At 58.9% G+C, this 15,518-nt stretch carries 13 protein-coding genes and 3 pseudogenes; 9 read left to right on the top strand and 7 right to left on the bottom strand.

The annotated features are described in order from the left end of the window. Positions 1–50: 50 nt before the first annotated feature. The 3 genes from AACY30_RS26080 to AACY30_RS26090 all read right to left on the bottom strand — a co-directional run bounded on the left by AACY30_RS26080 (position 51) and on the right by AACY30_RS26090 (position 3,927). On the bottom strand, positions 51–1,355 hold the full coding sequence (locus AACY30_RS26080) for a CitMHS family transporter (protein WP_339471342.1): 1,305 nt from the start codon (positions 1,353–1,355) through the stop codon (positions 51–53). 132 nt (positions 1,356–1,487) lie between these two features. After that, complete coding sequence (locus tag AACY30_RS26085; RefSeq protein WP_339471341.1) at positions 1,488–2,801, bottom strand: dicarboxylate/amino acid:cation symporter; 1,314 nt, start codon at positions 2,799–2,801, stop codon at positions 1,488–1,490. Between the two features lie 43 nt (positions 2,802–2,844). Then, complete coding sequence (locus tag AACY30_RS26090; RefSeq protein ID WP_339541348.1) at positions 2,845–3,927, bottom strand: 4-oxalomesaconate tautomerase; 1,083 nt, start codon at positions 3,925–3,927, stop codon at positions 2,845–2,847. Between the two features lie 165 nt (positions 3,928–4,092). On the opposite strand from AACY30_RS26090, the gene AACY30_RS26095 reads away from it, so the two are divergent. The 8 genes and pseudogenes from AACY30_RS26095 (at position 4,093) to AACY30_RS26130 (ending at position 10,873) form a co-directional block, all read left to right on the top strand. After that, positions 4,093–4,983 carry a LysR family transcriptional regulator gene (locus AACY30_RS26095; RefSeq protein ID WP_065873293.1) on the top strand — a complete coding sequence of 297 codons (891 nt, stop codon included), beginning with the start codon at positions 4,093–4,095 and terminating at the stop codon, positions 4,981–4,983. 84 nt (positions 4,984–5,067) lie between these two features. Continuing rightward, a pseudogene (locus tag AACY30_RS26100) lies at positions 5,068–5,936 on the top strand (glutamine synthetase family protein); the annotation flags it as partial. Between the two features lie 233 nt (positions 5,937–6,169). Then, positions 6,170–6,628, top strand: coding sequence for an Hsp20 family protein (locus tag AACY30_RS26105; RefSeq protein ID WP_339471339.1), 459 nt, complete (start codon positions 6,170–6,172; stop codon positions 6,626–6,628). A 156-nt stretch (positions 6,629–6,784) separates the two neighbouring features. Then, a pseudogene (locus tag AACY30_RS26110) lies at positions 6,785–7,008 on the top strand (LysR family transcriptional regulator); the annotation flags it as partial. A gap of 167 nt (positions 7,009–7,175) precedes the next feature. Next, positions 7,176–7,610, top strand: a complete 435-nt coding sequence (locus AACY30_RS26115; protein ID WP_339541349.1) for a hypothetical protein — start codon at positions 7,176–7,178, stop codon at positions 7,608–7,610. Continuing rightward, positions 7,607–8,914 (top strand): annotated as a pseudogene (locus tag AACY30_RS26120) (RAD55 family ATPase). Before AACY30_RS26115 ends, AACY30_RS26120 begins: the two are co-directional and overlap by 4 nt. 8 nt (positions 8,915–8,922) lie before the next feature. Next, entirely contained in the window at positions 8,923–9,942 is a 1,020-nt protein-coding gene (locus tag AACY30_RS26125; RefSeq protein ID WP_339471336.1) for a sensor histidine kinase, read from the top strand. A gap of 133 nt (positions 9,943–10,075) precedes the next feature. Further along, the gene (locus AACY30_RS26130; protein WP_339471335.1) at positions 10,076–10,873 is read left to right on the top strand and encodes a DNA/RNA non-specific endonuclease; all 798 of its coding nucleotides are present in this window, start codon (positions 10,076–10,078) and stop codon (positions 10,871–10,873) included. A 232-nt stretch (positions 10,874–11,105) separates the two neighbouring features. Here AACY30_RS26130 and AACY30_RS26135 read toward each other — a convergent pair whose 3' ends face one another. Beyond that, the gene (locus AACY30_RS26135) at positions 11,106–11,267 is read right to left on the bottom strand and encodes a DUF2986 domain-containing protein (RefSeq protein WP_339471334.1); all 162 of its coding nucleotides are present in this window, start codon (positions 11,265–11,267) and stop codon (positions 11,106–11,108) included. A gap of 150 nt (positions 11,268–11,417) precedes the next feature. Between AACY30_RS26135 and panB the strand changes: the two genes are divergently transcribed. Then, entirely contained in the window at positions 11,418–12,233 is an 816-nt protein-coding gene (panB, locus tag AACY30_RS26140; RefSeq protein WP_339471333.1) for a 3-methyl-2-oxobutanoate hydroxymethyltransferase, read from the top strand. On the opposite strand, the gene AACY30_RS26145 is transcribed toward panB, so the two are convergent. The 3 genes from AACY30_RS26145 to AACY30_RS26155 all read right to left on the bottom strand — a co-directional run bounded on the left by AACY30_RS26145 (position 12,221) and on the right by AACY30_RS26155 (position 15,326). Then, a complete protein-coding gene (locus AACY30_RS26145; protein ID WP_339541350.1) occupies positions 12,221–13,615 on the bottom strand; it encodes an aminotransferase-like domain-containing protein in 1,395 nt (464 codons plus the stop codon). The two genes, panB and AACY30_RS26145, sit on opposite strands and share 13 nt — an antisense overlap. Positions 13,616–13,669: 54 nt before the next feature. After that, positions 13,670–14,188, bottom strand: a complete 519-nt coding sequence (locus AACY30_RS26150) for a DUF2569 domain-containing protein (protein WP_339471331.1) — start codon at positions 14,186–14,188, stop codon at positions 13,670–13,672. A 103-nt stretch (positions 14,189–14,291) separates the two neighbouring features. Continuing rightward, the gene (locus AACY30_RS26155; protein WP_339541351.1) at positions 14,292–15,326 is read right to left on the bottom strand and encodes an alpha/beta hydrolase family protein; all 1,035 of its coding nucleotides are present in this window, start codon (positions 15,324–15,326) and stop codon (positions 14,292–14,294) included. Between the last annotated feature and the right edge of the window lie 192 nt (positions 15,327–15,518).

Consider the following 15,518-nt stretch of genomic DNA (forward strand, 5'->3'; position numbering starts at 1 on the left):
CGACACGCACCCCGTGAGCGAGGCGCGTTGGAAGGCAGCAGAGAGATGAATCAGGTAAACAGGCCGATGGCCCCAGTCAACAAGGCCAGCGCGGTGACGACCAAGGAGGTCAACACCGCCCACTTGACAGTGGCTTTCTGGAAATCGCCAATGTCTCGGTCGACCATTCCCACCAGCAACAGAGTCGATGCGACCAACGGACTCATCAGATGCACAGGTTGCCCGAGGATAGACGCACGCGCGATTTCTACTGGGTCGATGCCGTAAGCGGCGGCCGCATTGGCAAGAATTGGCACTACACCAAAATAGTAGGCGTCATTGGACAGCACGAAGGTCAGCGGCATGCTGGTGATCGCGACCACCAATGGAAACAGATGGCCCCAGGACGGAGGGATCCAATCGACCAGCGTCTGGGCCAGGGCATCCACCATTTTGGTGCCGGAAAAAATCCCGGCAAAAATCCCTGCGGCGAACACCAGCAGCACGACCGTCATAGCGTTGCCCGAGTGCGCCAGGATGCGTTCTTTCTGAATATCCAATTGCGGGTAGTTGATCATCAGTGCGAGCACAAAGCCGATCAGGAACAGGATCGCGGAGTGCATCAGCCCCATCACCAGGGCCACCATCACCGCAATCACCAGCACCAGGTTGACGTAGGCCAGTTTGGGACGTTTGTGGGGCGTGTTCTCAAGAATCGCGTTGATGTAGCAATCGCCGCCACCGCTTTGCAGTTGCACGTTGCCAATACGCTTGCGTTCGGCTCGCCCCAGTATGAAAGCCACAAAGACCACCCACATGGCACCGCCGATCATGGTCGGCAGTAACGGCACGAAGTATTCGCCGGCATCCAGGCCCAGCGCTGCGATGGCCCGTGTCGCGGGGCCACCCCAAGGTGTCATGCCGCTCATGATGCTCAGGGACAGCATGGAGATAGTCGCCAGGATCATCGGGTTCATGCCGATACGTTTGTACAACGGCAACATCGCTGCGCAGGTAATCATGTAGGTCGTGGTGCCGTCGCCGTCGAGTGCAACCAGCAACGAAAGGAGAGCAGTGCCCACCGCAATCTTCATCGGGTCGCCATTGACGCGCTTGAGGATCTTGCGGATCAGCGGGTCGAACAACCCTGCGTCGATCATCAGGCCAAAGAACAGGATGGCAAACAGCAGCAGTGCGGCAGACGGTGCGACCATTTTCAGGCCGTCGAGCATCATCTTGCCCGTGGTGCCGCCGAAACCGCCTATCACGGCGAAGACGATAGGTACGACGGTGAGGGCGACGATCGGCGACAAACGCTTCGTCATGATGAGGAAGGTGAATACGACCACCATGGCCAGGCCAAGGAAAGCGAGCATAGGAGGATTCTCTTGTTGTTATCGTAAGAATGGCTGACGCCGAGGCGCACGAGCCCTGACCCGCCGGGCGGCACAACGGCGCCTGGCGGGGAGGGGGGGGGGCAGTCAGGGGTAAGCGTTATTCAGTTTTCGCTAGACGCGTTTGGCGACCGGCAGGTCTTCCCAGGCTTTTCCCTGTACCGCAGAAGATTTGCCGTCGAGCGCCCGGTTCAGCGTTTCACGGTGACAGGCATTTTCTGACATCGAAATAACCACTGTCGCAACCGCGTTGCTGGCCAGGCTGGTCAGGGCCCGGGCTTCAGACATGAAGCGGTCAACGCCGATCAGCAACGCCAGGCCGGCCAGCGGGATGTCGTGAATGACCGTCAGGGTCGAGGCCAGCGCCACGAACCCGCTGCCGGTAACGCCGGCGGCGCCTTTGGAGGACAGCAGCATGATTGCCAGCATGGTGATGATTTGCATCAGGCTCAGGTCAATGTTGCAGGCCTGGGCAATGAAAATCGCCGCCAACGACAGGTAGATGGCCGTACCGTCAAGGTTGAACGAGTAGCCGGTGGGCAGTACCAGGCCCACGACGCCTTTCTTGCAACCCAGTGCTTCGAGTTTCTCCAGCATGCGCGGCATGACAGGTTCCGTGGAGGAGGTTCCGAGTACCACCAGGAATTCTTCGCGAAAGTAGCGCAGCAGTTTCCACAGGCTGAAGCCGTTCGCACGGCAAATGCTGCCCAGTACCACGAAGACGAAGAAGCCGCAGGCGATGTACAGGGTCATGATCAGCTTTGCCAGCGAACCCAGCGAGGTGATGCCGTACTGGCCGACGGTGAACGCCAGGGCCCCAAAAGCGCCGATCGGTGCAAAGCGCATCAGATAAGAGAAAATCTTGAAGACCATGTGCGAGGCGGATTCGAGTACGTCGAGTACCGGTTTGCCACGCTCGCCCAGCGACGACAAGGCAAAGCCGGACAACACCGCGATAAACAGCACCGGCAGCACTTCACCTTTACTGAAGGCACCGATAAAGGTTTCAGGGATGATGTGCATGAAAAACTCTACAACCCCAAGTTTCGCGGCCGATTCCGTGTACTGGGTCAGTCCCTTGGTGCTCAGTTGGCTGGGATCGATGTTCATGCCGGCGCCCGGCTGGAACACATATACCGCCACCAGGCCGATCACCAGGCTGATCACCGTCAATACGAAGAACAGCAGCATGGTTTTGCTGAGCAGGCGCCCAAGCGAGCGTTTGTCGCTCATCCCGGCGATGCCGGTGACGATGGTGCAGAACACCACTGGAGCGATCATCATCTTGATGAGTTTGATGAATGCATCACCCAGCGGTTTGAGCGCGATGGCCTGCTGGGCCCAGAAGTGTCCGACGACGATACCCAGCACCACGGCGCAGAGAATCTGGAAGTAGAGCGATTTAACAACTTTCATGGCATCACCCATTTTTAGAATTGTGCGGATGCAAAAATGCCAACGATCGCCGGAGTTATCCGGCGAGGCGTTGAGAGTCCGTGGCATAGACGTAGCCGGAGAAAAGCCTGCGTGCGGTGCGTACGACTGAAGCTTGGATTGTCTCACCCTTGACGCCGGTGTATGACAATACGACATCAATTGCGCCGCTTGGGTGCTCGATACGCACCGCTTCAAGGCGCGGCGTACTGATCCCGCCGAGCATCTGCGCGACAATGCTGCCTTCTATAACGCATGCGGTGGCCAAACCAATCGAGCCGGTAATGGCCAGGGCGCGGTGGCAGTTGTGTGGCATGAAATAGCGAACCTGGAGCGTACCGCCAGCGTTGGCGGGCGAGACCAGCACCGGCTTTGGAATCACTTTGTCGCTGACATCACCCAGGCCCATCGCCAGGCCTGCCTGAAGTCGCAATGACTCTAGGCGCCGCAGGAAGTCTTTATCGGCGTCCAGTTCTGCCGGGCTTTCATCGCCACGCTTGCCCAGTTGGCTGGCTTCGATCAGCACCATGGGCATTGCCATGTCGATGCACGTGACCGCAATTCCATCGATCACATCTTGCGTGTTGCCAGTGGGGAAGAGTTTGCCGGTCTTGCTGCCGGCTGCATCAAGGAACGTCAGTTGCACCGGCGCCGCAGTACCCGGCACACCGTCGATCGCGGTGTCGCCCTCGTAACTGACTTTGCCATCCGGTGTGCATACCTCGGAATGGATAAAGGTCCCGGTGTTCACATTGCGAATGCGCACGCGAGTGCGCCCCGGCGTACCTTTGACCAAGCCCTGCTCGATGGCGAACGGGCCGACGGCACACAGCATGTTGCCGCAGTTGGGTGCGCTGTCGACCCGGCGCTGCGAAACCATCACCTGGACGAACAGGTAATCGACGTCCGCGTCCGGGTGCAGGGAAGGGCTGACAATCGCGACCTTGCTGGTTTGCGGGCTGCCACCGCCAATACCATCGATCTCCAGTTCATGGCCGGAGCCCATCACGTTGATCAGTAGCTCGTCGCGTTCCGCGATTACGGCCGGCAGATCCCAGTCGAGAAACACCGGCCCCTTGGAGGTACCACCGCGCATCAGCACACAGGGAATTCTTTGCATGACTCTGACTCTTGTTGATCAATTGACGTAATTGATGCTCTTGGAGCAAGAGTCTCAAAGAATAAAAAATGTTTCCAATGCAAAAATTGACGCAATTATTGCGTTTGACGAATGATGGATTTGCTTTAAATTATTGGTCGACTTCTTCTGTTGGTGAGGCAAGACATGGATTATGAGCTTAACGATATCCGATCTTTCGTGAAGATCGCCGAACTTGGCAGCTTTCACGAAGCTGCCGATGCGCTTCACCTGTCTCAGCCCGCACTCAGTCGTCGCATCAAAAAACTCGAAGAGGGGCTGGGCACCGCATTGCTGGATCGCACCACGCGCAAGGTCAGCCTCACGAGCGTCGGTCGGGACTTCCTGCCTAAGGCGCGCCGATTGCTGGATGATTTCGATGAGTCGATTCTCAATATCCGCGAACTTGCACAGCGCCAGATTGGCCGAGTCACCCTGGCGTGCATCCCGACGGCCGCATTCTATTTCCTACCGTCGGTGATCCGTCTGTACAACGAGCGCTATCCGCAAATTCGCATCCGCCTGCTGGACTTGAGTGCAAACGAGGGGCTTGAAGCGGTACTGCGAGGGGAGGCTGATTTCGGTATCAACATGATGAGTGGGCAGCATCCTGATATTGAGTTCGTGCCCCTTGTCATAGAACCTTTTGTTTTGGCCTGCCGGCGTGATCATGAGCTCGCTGGACGCAGTGCTGTCACATGGTCTGAGCTCAGTGATTACCGTCTTATTGGGGTGGGCCGCCTGAGCGGGAATCGCATGTTGCTTGATCACGCGTTGTCAGGCTTGAGTTGGCGTCCACAATGGTTCTACGAGGTCCAGCACCTCTCGACCTCGCTGGGTCTGGTGGAAGCCGGGCTGGGGGTGTCGGCGATGCCGAGCCTGGCCATGCCGGCGCATGATCACCCCACCTTGGTCAGCGTGCCGTTGATTGAGCCGATAGTGAACCGCTCCCTGGGTCTGGTTTACCGCCGCGGCGCATCACTCTCTCCCGCGGCAGAAAAGTTTGTTTCAATACTGCTTGAACAATGGCCGCAATGACGCATATCGCGAGCTCAATCCTTGCGGCACCAGATCCAGCGTTGCCAGATAACTGTTGCTGAGCCAAATTCGCCGCGACAGCACGACCCTCGCCATGTACTGGCGAACACCATCGAACGGCTGGAAGCCGATGGATTCCATCCGGTAATGGCCGTTGAATTGGAGTTTTACTTGCTGGACCAACAGCGCGACGTCAACGGTCGACCGCAGCCGGCGTTGCAGGCCAATGGCGTACGCCCTGTTGCACCTCAGGTTTATGGCGTATACGAACTCGAGCAGCTTCAACCGTTTCTTGATGACCTTTACGCGGCTTGCGCGCTACAGGGGTTACCCGTGCGTACGGCGATATCCGAGTACGCTGCGGGCCAGGTCGACTTGACGCGGGAGCATCGTTTCGACGCACTCCACGCTATTGATGAAGGCGTACGTTACAAACGCTGGGTCAAAGGCGTGGCCAACAAACATGGGCTGCAAGCGTGCTTCATGACCAAACCGTTCAGCGATCAGTCGGGTAGCGGTATGCATTTGCACGTCAGCCTGGCCGACGAGCAGGGTCACAATCTGTACGCGAGCGCAGACCCACAGGGCGCACCGCTGTTGCGTCACTCCATTGGGGGGATGATGGCAACCTTGTTTGACTCGCTGGCAATATTTTGCCCCCATGCCAGCCCCTATCTCGCCGCGGCCGCAGTACTCGCGGGCATTCGCTACGGCATCACTCATCAAAGCGACCCTGGCGCGGCGGTTGAGGGCGATGGCTATGAACAGGCGACCGATTTTCTACCCGCCGACTGGCTTACAGCGTTGCACGCATTGCACCGTTCAACGTGGGCACGCGAGGCGCTGGGAGCTGAATTCCTGAACCTGTTTCTGGCTATCAAGTGGCGCGAGTTCCGTCAACTCAATGCTGAAGTCGCAGAGGGTACTGGCGCTGCTACCTCACTCACGCATGAATATTAGCCCGTCAGCCTGCCTGGAAATGGACCGCTGACGGCCATCGTGCTCAACTCATCCAGCTTGCCGCGGTTTTGCTTCGTGACGGATGGCGGGGAGCGCTCTGATGGGCCCGTAAAAAAATTTATAGGCGATGCTTGAAAAATTTCCTCCTGAACCTACTTAGGCTTTACGCGATGCCGAATCCGGGTCGCGTATCAAATCACTTGGAGAAAACTCAGGAGATTTTGTAATGGCTACTACTCTTTCCTTGGCCCCACTGTTGCGCCACTCTGTCGGTTTTGACCGTTTCAACGACCTTTTTGAATCGGCGCTTCGCAGCGAGGCCGGTACCACCTACCCACCCCACAACGTCGAAAAGCACGGTGATGATCATTACCGGATCGTCATCGCGGCCGCAGGCTTAGTGGAGGATGACCTGGAGATCCAGGTGGAAAAAGGCGTGTTGACCGTCGCCGGCGGCAAGCGCGAACACAATGAAGGCATCACCTATCTGCACCAGGGTATCGCCCAGCGCGCGTTCCGTTTGTCGTTTCGCCTAGTCGACCACATTGAAGTGCAGGGCGCACAGCTCGCCAATGGTTTGCTGAGCATTGATTTGCTCAGGGTTGTACCGGAGGAAGCCAAGCCTAAGCGCATCGCGATTGGTGGTGCTGCCAAGGCTGATGTTAAGTCCATCAGCGAGCAGTAACGTGAATAGAGTAAAGGCGCTCCACGGAGCGCCTTTATTCCTGGGTTCACTTTAGCCTGCGGGCGTGTTCCGAGTGCTCGGTTCATCTCAGCAGGAAGTGATGGGTGCCCAATCCGTGCCGTCGGGCGCTGCTGCGCATCAGCATTCCCACCACCTATGCCCAACAATGAGTGCATCCAGTACGAACTGCCGAGCAATGGTCGCCGCATCGCGTGGCTATTCCAAGTGGACGGCAAGGCGCAGGAATATGCGGGGGAGGCGGGCTACAGTTGCTCTGACGATGTACTGGGCGGCTTGACCCTGGCCACACGCATGGGGCGGTGTTGTTTCAGACCTACACATTTATTGTCGAGCAGGCGCTGGCAAACAGCAGTCTGGTGGGGTGGCTGGTATTGATCGGCGTAGCGCTGGTGATCGCGTGGGCGGCACGTGATCATGGTTTTAAGCCAGGGCGACGGGCCCATAGAGAGGCCATGGCTCATTAAACCTTCGGTCGACCGCCATAGGGTGTTGGCTGGCACCTCAATTCATCAGATATTAGCCCGTCATGTCCACGCTAAGCGAAGAGAGCCGCCAGATCGTAGCGTCTCTGGCGTACCGTGTTGGTCCCACCGCTGATATCGCAGGCATCGCCGAGGCGATCATTTCGATATTGCAGGACATGGACGCAGCACTCACGCCCATCATCGGGCAGCAAGGGGTTGTGGCGCTCTTGCGCCGCAGCCTGCTCCTCAGCGCCTCGAAGCACACTCGGCTGGCCGCCACGTACGAACGTGTACAGGTCACGCCGGACCTGATCGGCCTCAAAACTGTATTGATCGAGCAAAGCGAAGCCGATGCGCTGTTTTTCGGTGAGGTGCTGCTGATCACCTTTTACACGTTGCTGACCTCGCTGATCGGGCCCTCGCTGACCGCCCAGTTACTGCGCAACGTGTGGGAACCTTCTTTGAGCGACACCCCTTTGCAGGAAAATTCGCCATGAGCTCCAAAGTAACTATCAACCGCCTGGCTACCGGTGTGCCAGGTCTGGACGAGGTGCTGGGCGGAGGATTGCCGGAATTTTCGTTCAACCTGATCGCCGGCCCACCTGGCTGCGGCAAGACCACGCTGGCGCATCAAATGATGTTTGCCCTTGCGACCCCTGAACGCCCCGCGCTGTTTTTTACCGTGCTGGGCGAGCCGCCGCTGAAGATGCTGCGTTATCAGCAGCAGTTCGACTTTTTCGACACTGATGTGATCAACCAATCGATCCGCTATATCAACCTGGCCGATGACACCCTGGCCGGTAATCTGGATGAAGTGCTGCGGCGCATTGTCAGCGAAGTGGAGGCACATTCGCCGTCGCTGGTGTTTGTCGATTCCTTCCGTTCGGTGGTGCTGGCCAGCCAGACTCAGACCAACCCCAACAACAACCTCCCGCAGTTCGTTCAGCAGTTGGGCATGTTGATGACGACCTGGCAGGGACCACCTTCCTGATTGGCGAATATTTCACCGAAACCGACACCAATCCGATCTTCACCGTGGCCGATGGGCTGATCTGGTTGCGTCAGAGCGTCGAGCGCGATTCGATGGTGCGCAAGATGGAAATCATGAAGATGCGCGGCCAACCGACCTTGCCGGGGCTACTCACTGTTGGTTGCGGGGCCTTCGGGGTCGGGCAAAAGCATTCTGGCGGCGACGTTTCTGGCCGAGGGTGCGCGCAATGGCGAAACCGGTGTTATTGCGGTGTTCGAGCAACGGCCCAACCGCTCGCAAAACGCCACACTGATCGACCTGATCAAATGTGGCAAAGTCAGTCTGGTGGACAGCCGGGCGCCGGACCTGTCGATTGACGAAATCGTCCAGCAGTTGCTCGGTGAAATCAGGCGCATGAACGCCACGCGGGTGGTTATCGATTCGTTGTCGGGCTTCGAGTTGGCCCTGGCGCCGACCTTTCGGGCGGACTTTCGTGAGTCGTTGTCGCGCATGGCCACGGCGTTGACCCGCGTCGGCGTCAGCGTGTTGATGACTTCGGAATTGGAAGACCGCTACACCGACCTGCGCTTCAGCCCCTACGGCACGGCGTTCCTGACCGATGCGATCATCGTGCAGCGCTACATTGAAGTGCGTAGCCGCCTGCTGCGCATCATGGCCGTGGTCAAACTGCGTGCCAGTGCCCACTGCGATGAGTTACGCCAATACCACATCACTGACGATGGCCTGCAGATCGGCGAGATGCTTCCCGATCAGGAGGGGCTTCTTGGCGGTCGCCCGACGACCCGGCATACAGGGCGTGACAATGTTTGAGCTGACTCATGAGTGACCGCGCTGGAGAGGAGGAACGTAAGGTAGCCAATGCTGCCCACGAACTCTTCCTGCTCGGCCGCAAAACCGTTGAAGCCCGCGCGGTATTGGCTGCGCTGCAGGATCAACTGAGTGACGCGAATAATCGTCTGGAAGACGCCCAGCACGTCGAGCAACTGATCGAAGCCAATCAGCAACTGGTGCTGGCAATACTCCTGACGCAATCCGACGCGATCGCGGCGCCTCAGGTCGAGGAGCTGCTGCTGTTCCAGGAGCTGCGCGAGGCGAATGCGCAATTGGTGATCGCTGCACTCAGTGCCCAGGACCTTCAGGCCACGGCCGAGCTTGCACTGGGCCAGCAGAAAAGCATCCTGGCGATGGTCGCCCATGAACTGCGTAACCCGCTGACGCCTATCAGCCTGATTGCCGAGCGCATGGTCAGGCTGCCCAGCGACCAACTGCCGCGCATGCGTGAGTTGATCGAAGGCCAGGTCCAGCATATTTCCGAACTGGTCGACGACCTGCTGGATGTCTCGCGCGCCAGCACCGGTAAGCTGCGCATCCAGTGTCGCGAGGTGGACATGCTGCGCATCTTGAATGCCGTAGTCGACGCGTGCAGCCCGGTGATGATCGCGCGAAATCAGCAGTTCGACGTGGCGTTTCCCGACGCTAGCCTGATCATGAGCGGTGACCCCGTGCGGCTCGCGCAGATCCTGCACAACTTGCTGGGCAACGCGGCCAAGTACACCCAGGCCGGTGGCAGAATCTCGATGGTGGTCACCGTGGAGGCCGATCAACTGAGGATCTGCATTTGCGATAATGGCATCGGCGTGACCGCCAAGGCCCTGCCGTTCATTTTTGATCCTTATGTGCAAGACGCCCACGCCATCGGTTTCAACAGCGCCGGCCTGGGCATTGGCTTGACCGTCGTGCGCGAACTGGTCGAAGCCCACGGCGGTACGGTCTCGGGAAAGAGTGATGGGCATGGCAAGGGCAGCGAATTTGTGGTGATGCTGCCCCTGACGGCGTAACGGGGCGAGCGCGCGGCACCAAAGTGATTTATGAGGGTCCATACACCCCGCACGATTGTCTGTGGTCGTGCGCCTGTAGGTTCCGTGCCTCGGAACCTGTCGTCCGTTTTACCCTCAGCATAAGATCTAGAGCATGTACCTACGCAACATTGCAGTCGGGCTGTCTGCCCTTGTTTTGCTCTCTACCGCTGTAGAAGCCCGCAACCTGGCAAACCCCTACACCCCCACCGAGCAACGCGCTTCATTTGATGGTTGCGCTGATCTTTTCCCTGCCAATACGCCGATCAAAACCGCCACCATCCCTGCGTCAATGACACCTCTGGCGCTGTGTTCCGACACGTTTGCAGTGCTGTACTCGCAAACCAGCAAGACGCCGCTGGTGGTGGTCGAACGCCTGAATGCTGCGCAGTTGAAAGAGGCGAAAGGCGAGGAGCGTACCAACCAGTTCTACCCCGACCCACGCATCCCCAAGGCTGGGCGTGCTGAGTTGAGTGACTACCGCAGCCAGCACCCGGCTGTGGACCGCGGCCACCAGGCCCCGGCCGCCGACGCACCGGATGCCCACGCGATGGCCCAATCCTTTGCACTGTCGAACATGGTGCCGCAAGACCCCACCAACAACCGCAAGATCTGGAGCAAGGTCGAGGCCGACGTGCGCAAGTTTGCCAAGCGTGCTGGCGGCGATGTGTATGTATTCACCGGTCCGCTGTTCGACCCGGGCCACGGCACCATCGGCGACAACCACGTCTGGGTGCCGACGCGGCTGTTTAAATTGGTGTACGACGCCTCAAGCAAGCGAGCCTGGGCGTATGTGCTACCCAACGCTGAGACGCGCCTCCAGAAACCGATGGACTACGACACCTTTGTGAAGAGCACCGGCCTCAAGTTGCTGGGGAATCTTCCGGTGTCAGGGTCGGTGGGGAGGGGTTGACCGACGCATCACCACTCTCCTGACCGGCACGGCGAGCGCAGCACCCACCGCAGCAGAGATCACATGTGGGAGCTGTCGAGCCCCTGCGAGGCTGGGAAGGCGGCGGCATTGCCAGCCCCTTTCTCGCCTGGCCCACCGCTTTCGCAGCCTCGCTAAAGCTCGACAGCTCCCACAGGGGGATTGGCGGTATTGGTTGAGTTTTCGATCGCCTGGGCGTTGAGCGGTTGCTGAGTCAGCTGTCCTGGGAAGTACTTGGCTCTTGAGCCGCTTCAGCCGCCAGCTTTTCCCGGTCTGCCTTGCTGACGTACGTATCCTTTCTCTTCGGCGCCAATTTGGCGCTGGCCTTTTTGGCCTTGGCCTTGAAGAGCTGCTTCAGTTTTTTCTGGCGGTTCATGTCTTTCTACCCGGGCTGTACAGGCTCGGGATGATACCAGCTTAAAAACCGACGCCATTCCCTGAGTCGCTTTTTAGCGCCAATCTGTGTATTGAATCGCCCTCCCTTTTGCCAATAATCGGGTCCTCCAGCGCACAACGGACGACACTGATGAGCATCCACACCCGCACCAAACGCATGACCGTCCCGCAACTGGTCGCCATGAAGGGCCAGCAGAAAATCGTCTCCCTGACGGCTTACTCCAGCGCCATCGCCAAGCTGATCGATCCTTTGGTCGATTTCATCCTGGTCGGTGATTCCACGGCCATGGTCGGGTACGGCCGCCCCTCGACCTTGAGCATGCAACTTGAAGAAATCATCGGCCACACACGGGCCGTGGTCGATAGCACGCGCTTGGCCTGTGTGATTGCCGACATGCCGTTTGGCAGTTATCAGGAATCCAATGAACAGGCCTTCCGCAATTGCGCCCAGGTGCTGGCGCGCACCGGCTGCGACGCCGTCAAGCTGGAAGCCAACCAGGCGTTAGCCGGCACCGTCGAGTTTCTGGTGGCGCGCGGTGTTCCGGTGATGGCGCATGTGGGGCTGATGCCGCAGTTCGTCAACGTGATGGGCGGCTTCAAGGCTCAGGGGCTCACCGCCGAAACCGGCGCGCGGATTGCCGAGGATGCACGGGCCAATCTGCAGTCGGGTGCGTTCAGCCTGTTGCTCGAAGGGGTGGCAGAGGGCGTGGCCCGGCAGATCACCCTCGACTCGGCAATGCCCACCATCGGCATCGGCGCTTCACCGGCCTGCGACGGCCAGGTGCTGGTGACTGAGGATGTGCTGGGCCTGGGCGGCGAGCAGATGCCGCGTTTCGTCAAACAATACGCGGACGTGGGCGCGGTGATCCGCGATGCCTGCGAACGGTTTGCCGAAGACGTGCGTCACGGTCGTTTCCCTGAGGCGCGGCACTGCTACGGACTTTGACGAATTGCCCGGGCCAGTTGCTCCACGGCCTGGGCGATGTCTTTGCTCCAATCGAGGGTAAAGCTCAGGCGCACATGCTGTTTCCAGGCACCTTGCTGGCTGAACAGTTCGCCGGGGGCGATGACGATGCGTTCTGTCAGCAGGCAATCGAACACGCGCTGCATGTCGACCAGACGCGTGGCTTCCAGCCAAAAACACGCGCCACCCTGCGGGATCTGCACTTCAAAGGCACCCTTGCCGTGTTCGTCCAGCAGGCCTTTCAGCCGGGTCATACAGTCCTGCAACAAGGCCCGCAGCGTGTGCAGATGCGGGTCGATGCGCTTGGAAGTGAATAGCTTGGCAATCGCCTTCTGGCGGATCGGCGACAGACGAAATGCCCGCGCCAGGAACGCCTGCTGCAACTGCGCCCCACACCCACGGCACAGCACATAGCCGTAGGGTGCCTCCGAGCCGATCACCTTGTCGAAGGTCGAAAACACCAGCAGTTTCTGCGGGTCGGCAACGTCGCGATAGCGGGCCGGCCGGGGCGCGAAATACAACTCGCCGTAGGTGTCGTTTTCGAACAACCAGATATCCCGCTCCGCCAGCCATTGGCAGATCTGCTGTTTATCCTCAGCCGGCATGCGGCTGCCGTGGGGAATGTTCACGGTGGATGACAGCACCGCCAGGCGAATGGGTGCGTGCTTGAGCAGTTGATTAAGCGCAGGCAGGTCGAAGCGCCCGTCGGCGTCAAGGTGCAGTTCGATCACGCGGATGTTCGCGGCTTTAAGCTGGCGCAGGATCGCCCACGAGCACGGAGACTCCACCAACGCCACTGTGCCCGCCAAGCCCAGGGCGTTCAGCGACAACGCCAGCACGCTGTGCAGGTCCGCGCCGACATAGACCTGATCGGCCTGCCAGTAGTTGTCAGTGGAGCAGGTGTAGCGCTCGGCCAATGCAGCGCGCAGCTCCGGTTCGCCAAAGGGCAGGTACAACGGTGTCAGTGAGCGCGGGTATTGGCGGGCCATCTCCCGCTCAATCATCAGCAGTGGGTTTTCCAGCGACATCAGCATGGCCGGTGCGTCGCTGCTCAGGGCCAGCATGCCCGGCTGGCGGGCATTGGCAAAGACCTGATCGAGCAGGCTGGGTGCGCGCTCAGTTGAGACAGCCGTCGGCTGCAGACGGGTGAAGTAACCGAACTTGGGCCTGGCGTATACCCGTCCTTCATCCTCAAGGAGCGCGTAGGCGTACTTGGTGGTCGACACCGATACGCCGAGGCGCTGCGCCAACTGGCGCAGCGACGGCAACTTGTGGTCGCCTTGCGAAGGGCTTGCCTCAATCAACTCGACGAGGTAGCGGTACACCGCTTGATAGGCGAACGGGGCGTTTTTAGGTGTATCCATAACCCTTTGCGCCGCATGACTCGCCATTGCAGAGAACACGAGCAGGGTGCCCTGTTAAAGGTTGGCAGCCGTGAGCGTGTCGCCGCTCTCTGGCCGGCGCTCTACAAACGTGGCCTTGACCCGTTTAGAGACAAGCATATAGGGCACCCATACACACAAGCCAATCAATGCACGTACCATTTCTTTCGCTGTGTTGAAGTCGAATATGGGTTGATCCGCCAGAACAAGCGAGCATGCCCATGCATCAAGAGGAATGAAAATAGCCGATACAACGACTGCGGCTATATAAACCTTGGGGAACAAGTAGTGCTTTGTGCAGAACAGGTAGATCAAATAAGCGTAGGTAGCAGCCATGAGTGCGTTGATAAGTGTTTCTGAAATCAGGATCGGCCCCCACAGCGGGTTATACAAGGGTGATGCCTGCGTGGTGACAGCGGTAAATGTACCCTCTGCGAAGATAGGGTAATGCACTTCGAGAAGCATCTTGGTCAGGCGGAAAGCTGTTGCAAACAGGCCTATTCCAACTAATATAAGCCAACCTCGTAGTCCCTTTAAATTTCTGCTTTCTTGCATGTCACGCTCTATAAGTAAGTGTTCAAATGATCGTATAGCAGTGGTGCATAAGGTAACGTGGTGCGCTCACTGCATTGATAATCTTCTAGGTTTTATCCCTGTTTCAATTTCGGAAAGACTTTCCCAGGAATTCAGTAATCAACCCAATCACCTGTTGCTGAATCACCGCCCTGGGGCGAGCCCCTTCACCATCGCGGCAAATCATGCCATCGCCTGGCGAGTCCTCTTCGATCAACGCCATACCGCCCGGCTTGCAGGTCGACATAAAGCTGAAGTGAGTGGCGTCGGCGATCTCTACGTAGTGTGTCGAGGCTTTAGGCAACCGCTTGACCATATCGGCGGACTCCAGGTTGGGGTCCATATCCTCCGTTGGCACGCCCCCCGCAATTACCAGTGCCGGCACCGGCAGTGCGGCCAGGCTGGCGTCGGTGAAGCCGCGCGACAGGCCCAGGTCCAATGTCACCACGGCGCCGACGCGTGGGTCGCGCAGGGCGGCGGCCAGTTGGGCCTTCGCAGCCGGTGTCTCGGCCGGTTTGATCTGCTGGTAGCCGATGCAGCCGCCCAACTTCGGGTGTGCATTGCAGTCGCGGGCGAAGAGGTCCGGGTCGAAGCGTGCACCGGCAATTTCCATGGCCGTCCATCCCCCAATAGAGTGACCCACCACGGCGATCCGGTTTTTCGCCACCGCGCCGAACTGCTTAGGCTGAGCGATCACCGCATCGATGGCCCGGCTCAGGTCTTTGGGCCGTTGCCATAACTGTGCGGCAGCCTGCGGGCTGCGGTCCTTGCTGGTGGTGCCGGGATGGTTGACCGCCGCCACGATGTAACCCTGATGGGCCAAGGCGCTGGCCAGCCACACCTGGTTGCCCCAGTTACCGCCGTAACCATGGGAGAGCACCACCAGCGTGTGTTCGCCGCTTTGCGCAGGCGCGTCGGGCACCGCGAGGGCGCCGAAGAACACTGCGTCGTCACGGATCAGCTCGGGTTTAGTGGCGGCGGCGGTGGGGTACCAGACGACCATTTGCAATGGGCGCTGCGTATCCGGGACGGTGACGTTTTGGAAGCCGATAGGTGGGGTTTCGGCGAATACAGGCGCCGCCAGGATAATCAGTAGCAGCGCGGTGAGGGTGGTTTTCACAGTTTTTATCATCCTTGATATGAGGGCCGCATCATGCCTTGAAACAAGGAGTTTTAATAGAGGGGAGGCTGGACCAGGAAGTTTCTGACGTATTCCTACGTTTAAGTATGACGGCGTTATCTTTCGTTATTTTAGGAAGTGGGTGGCTTTATTCGGTTAATTAATCGTGCAAGGGTGGGGGCGTAAATCTTA

The organism is Pseudomonas sp. RA_5y_Pfl1_P24 (assembly GCF_963970945.1).
GTDB lineage: Bacteria > Pseudomonadota > Gammaproteobacteria > Pseudomonadales > Pseudomonadaceae > Aquipseudomonas > Aquipseudomonas tritici.

Bases quoted from the DNA above. Each gene is read 5' to 3' on its own strand.
- AACY30_RS26080 (WP_339471342.1), bottom strand. From the start codon at position 1,355: ATGCTCGCTTTCCTTGGCCTGGCCATGGTGGTCGTATTCACCTTCCTC.
- AACY30_RS26085 (WP_339471341.1), bottom strand. From the start codon at position 2,801: ATGGGTGATGCCATGAAAGTTGTTAAATCGCTCTACTTCCAGATTCTC.
- AACY30_RS26090 (WP_339541348.1), bottom strand. From the start codon at position 3,927: ATGCAAAGAATTCCCTGTGTGCTGATGCGCGGTGGTACCTCCAAGGGG.
- AACY30_RS26095 (WP_065873293.1), top strand. From the start codon at position 4,093: ATGGATTATGAGCTTAACGATATCCGATCTTTCGTGAAGATCGCCGAA.
- AACY30_RS26105 (WP_339471339.1), top strand. From the start codon at position 6,170: ATGGCTACTACTCTTTCCTTGGCCCCACTGTTGCGCCACTCTGTCGGT.
- AACY30_RS26115 (WP_339541349.1), top strand. From the start codon at position 7,176: ATGTCCACGCTAAGCGAAGAGAGCCGCCAGATCGTAGCGTCTCTGGCG.
- AACY30_RS26125 (WP_339471336.1), top strand. From the start codon at position 8,923: ATGAGTGACCGCGCTGGAGAGGAGGAACGTAAGGTAGCCAATGCTGCC.
- AACY30_RS26130 (WP_339471335.1), top strand. From the start codon at position 10,076: ATGTACCTACGCAACATTGCAGTCGGGCTGTCTGCCCTTGTTTTGCTC.
- AACY30_RS26135 (WP_339471334.1), bottom strand. From the start codon at position 11,267: ATGAACCGCCAGAAAAAACTGAAGCAGCTCTTCAAGGCCAAGGCCAAA.
- panB (WP_339471333.1), top strand. From the start codon at position 11,418: ATGAGCATCCACACCCGCACCAAACGCATGACCGTCCCGCAACTGGTC.
- AACY30_RS26145 (WP_339541350.1), bottom strand. From the start codon at position 13,615: ATGGATACACCTAAAAACGCCCCGTTCGCCTATCAAGCGGTGTACCGC.
- AACY30_RS26150 (WP_339471331.1), bottom strand. From the start codon at position 14,188: ATGCAAGAAAGCAGAAATTTAAAGGGACTACGAGGTTGGCTTATATTA.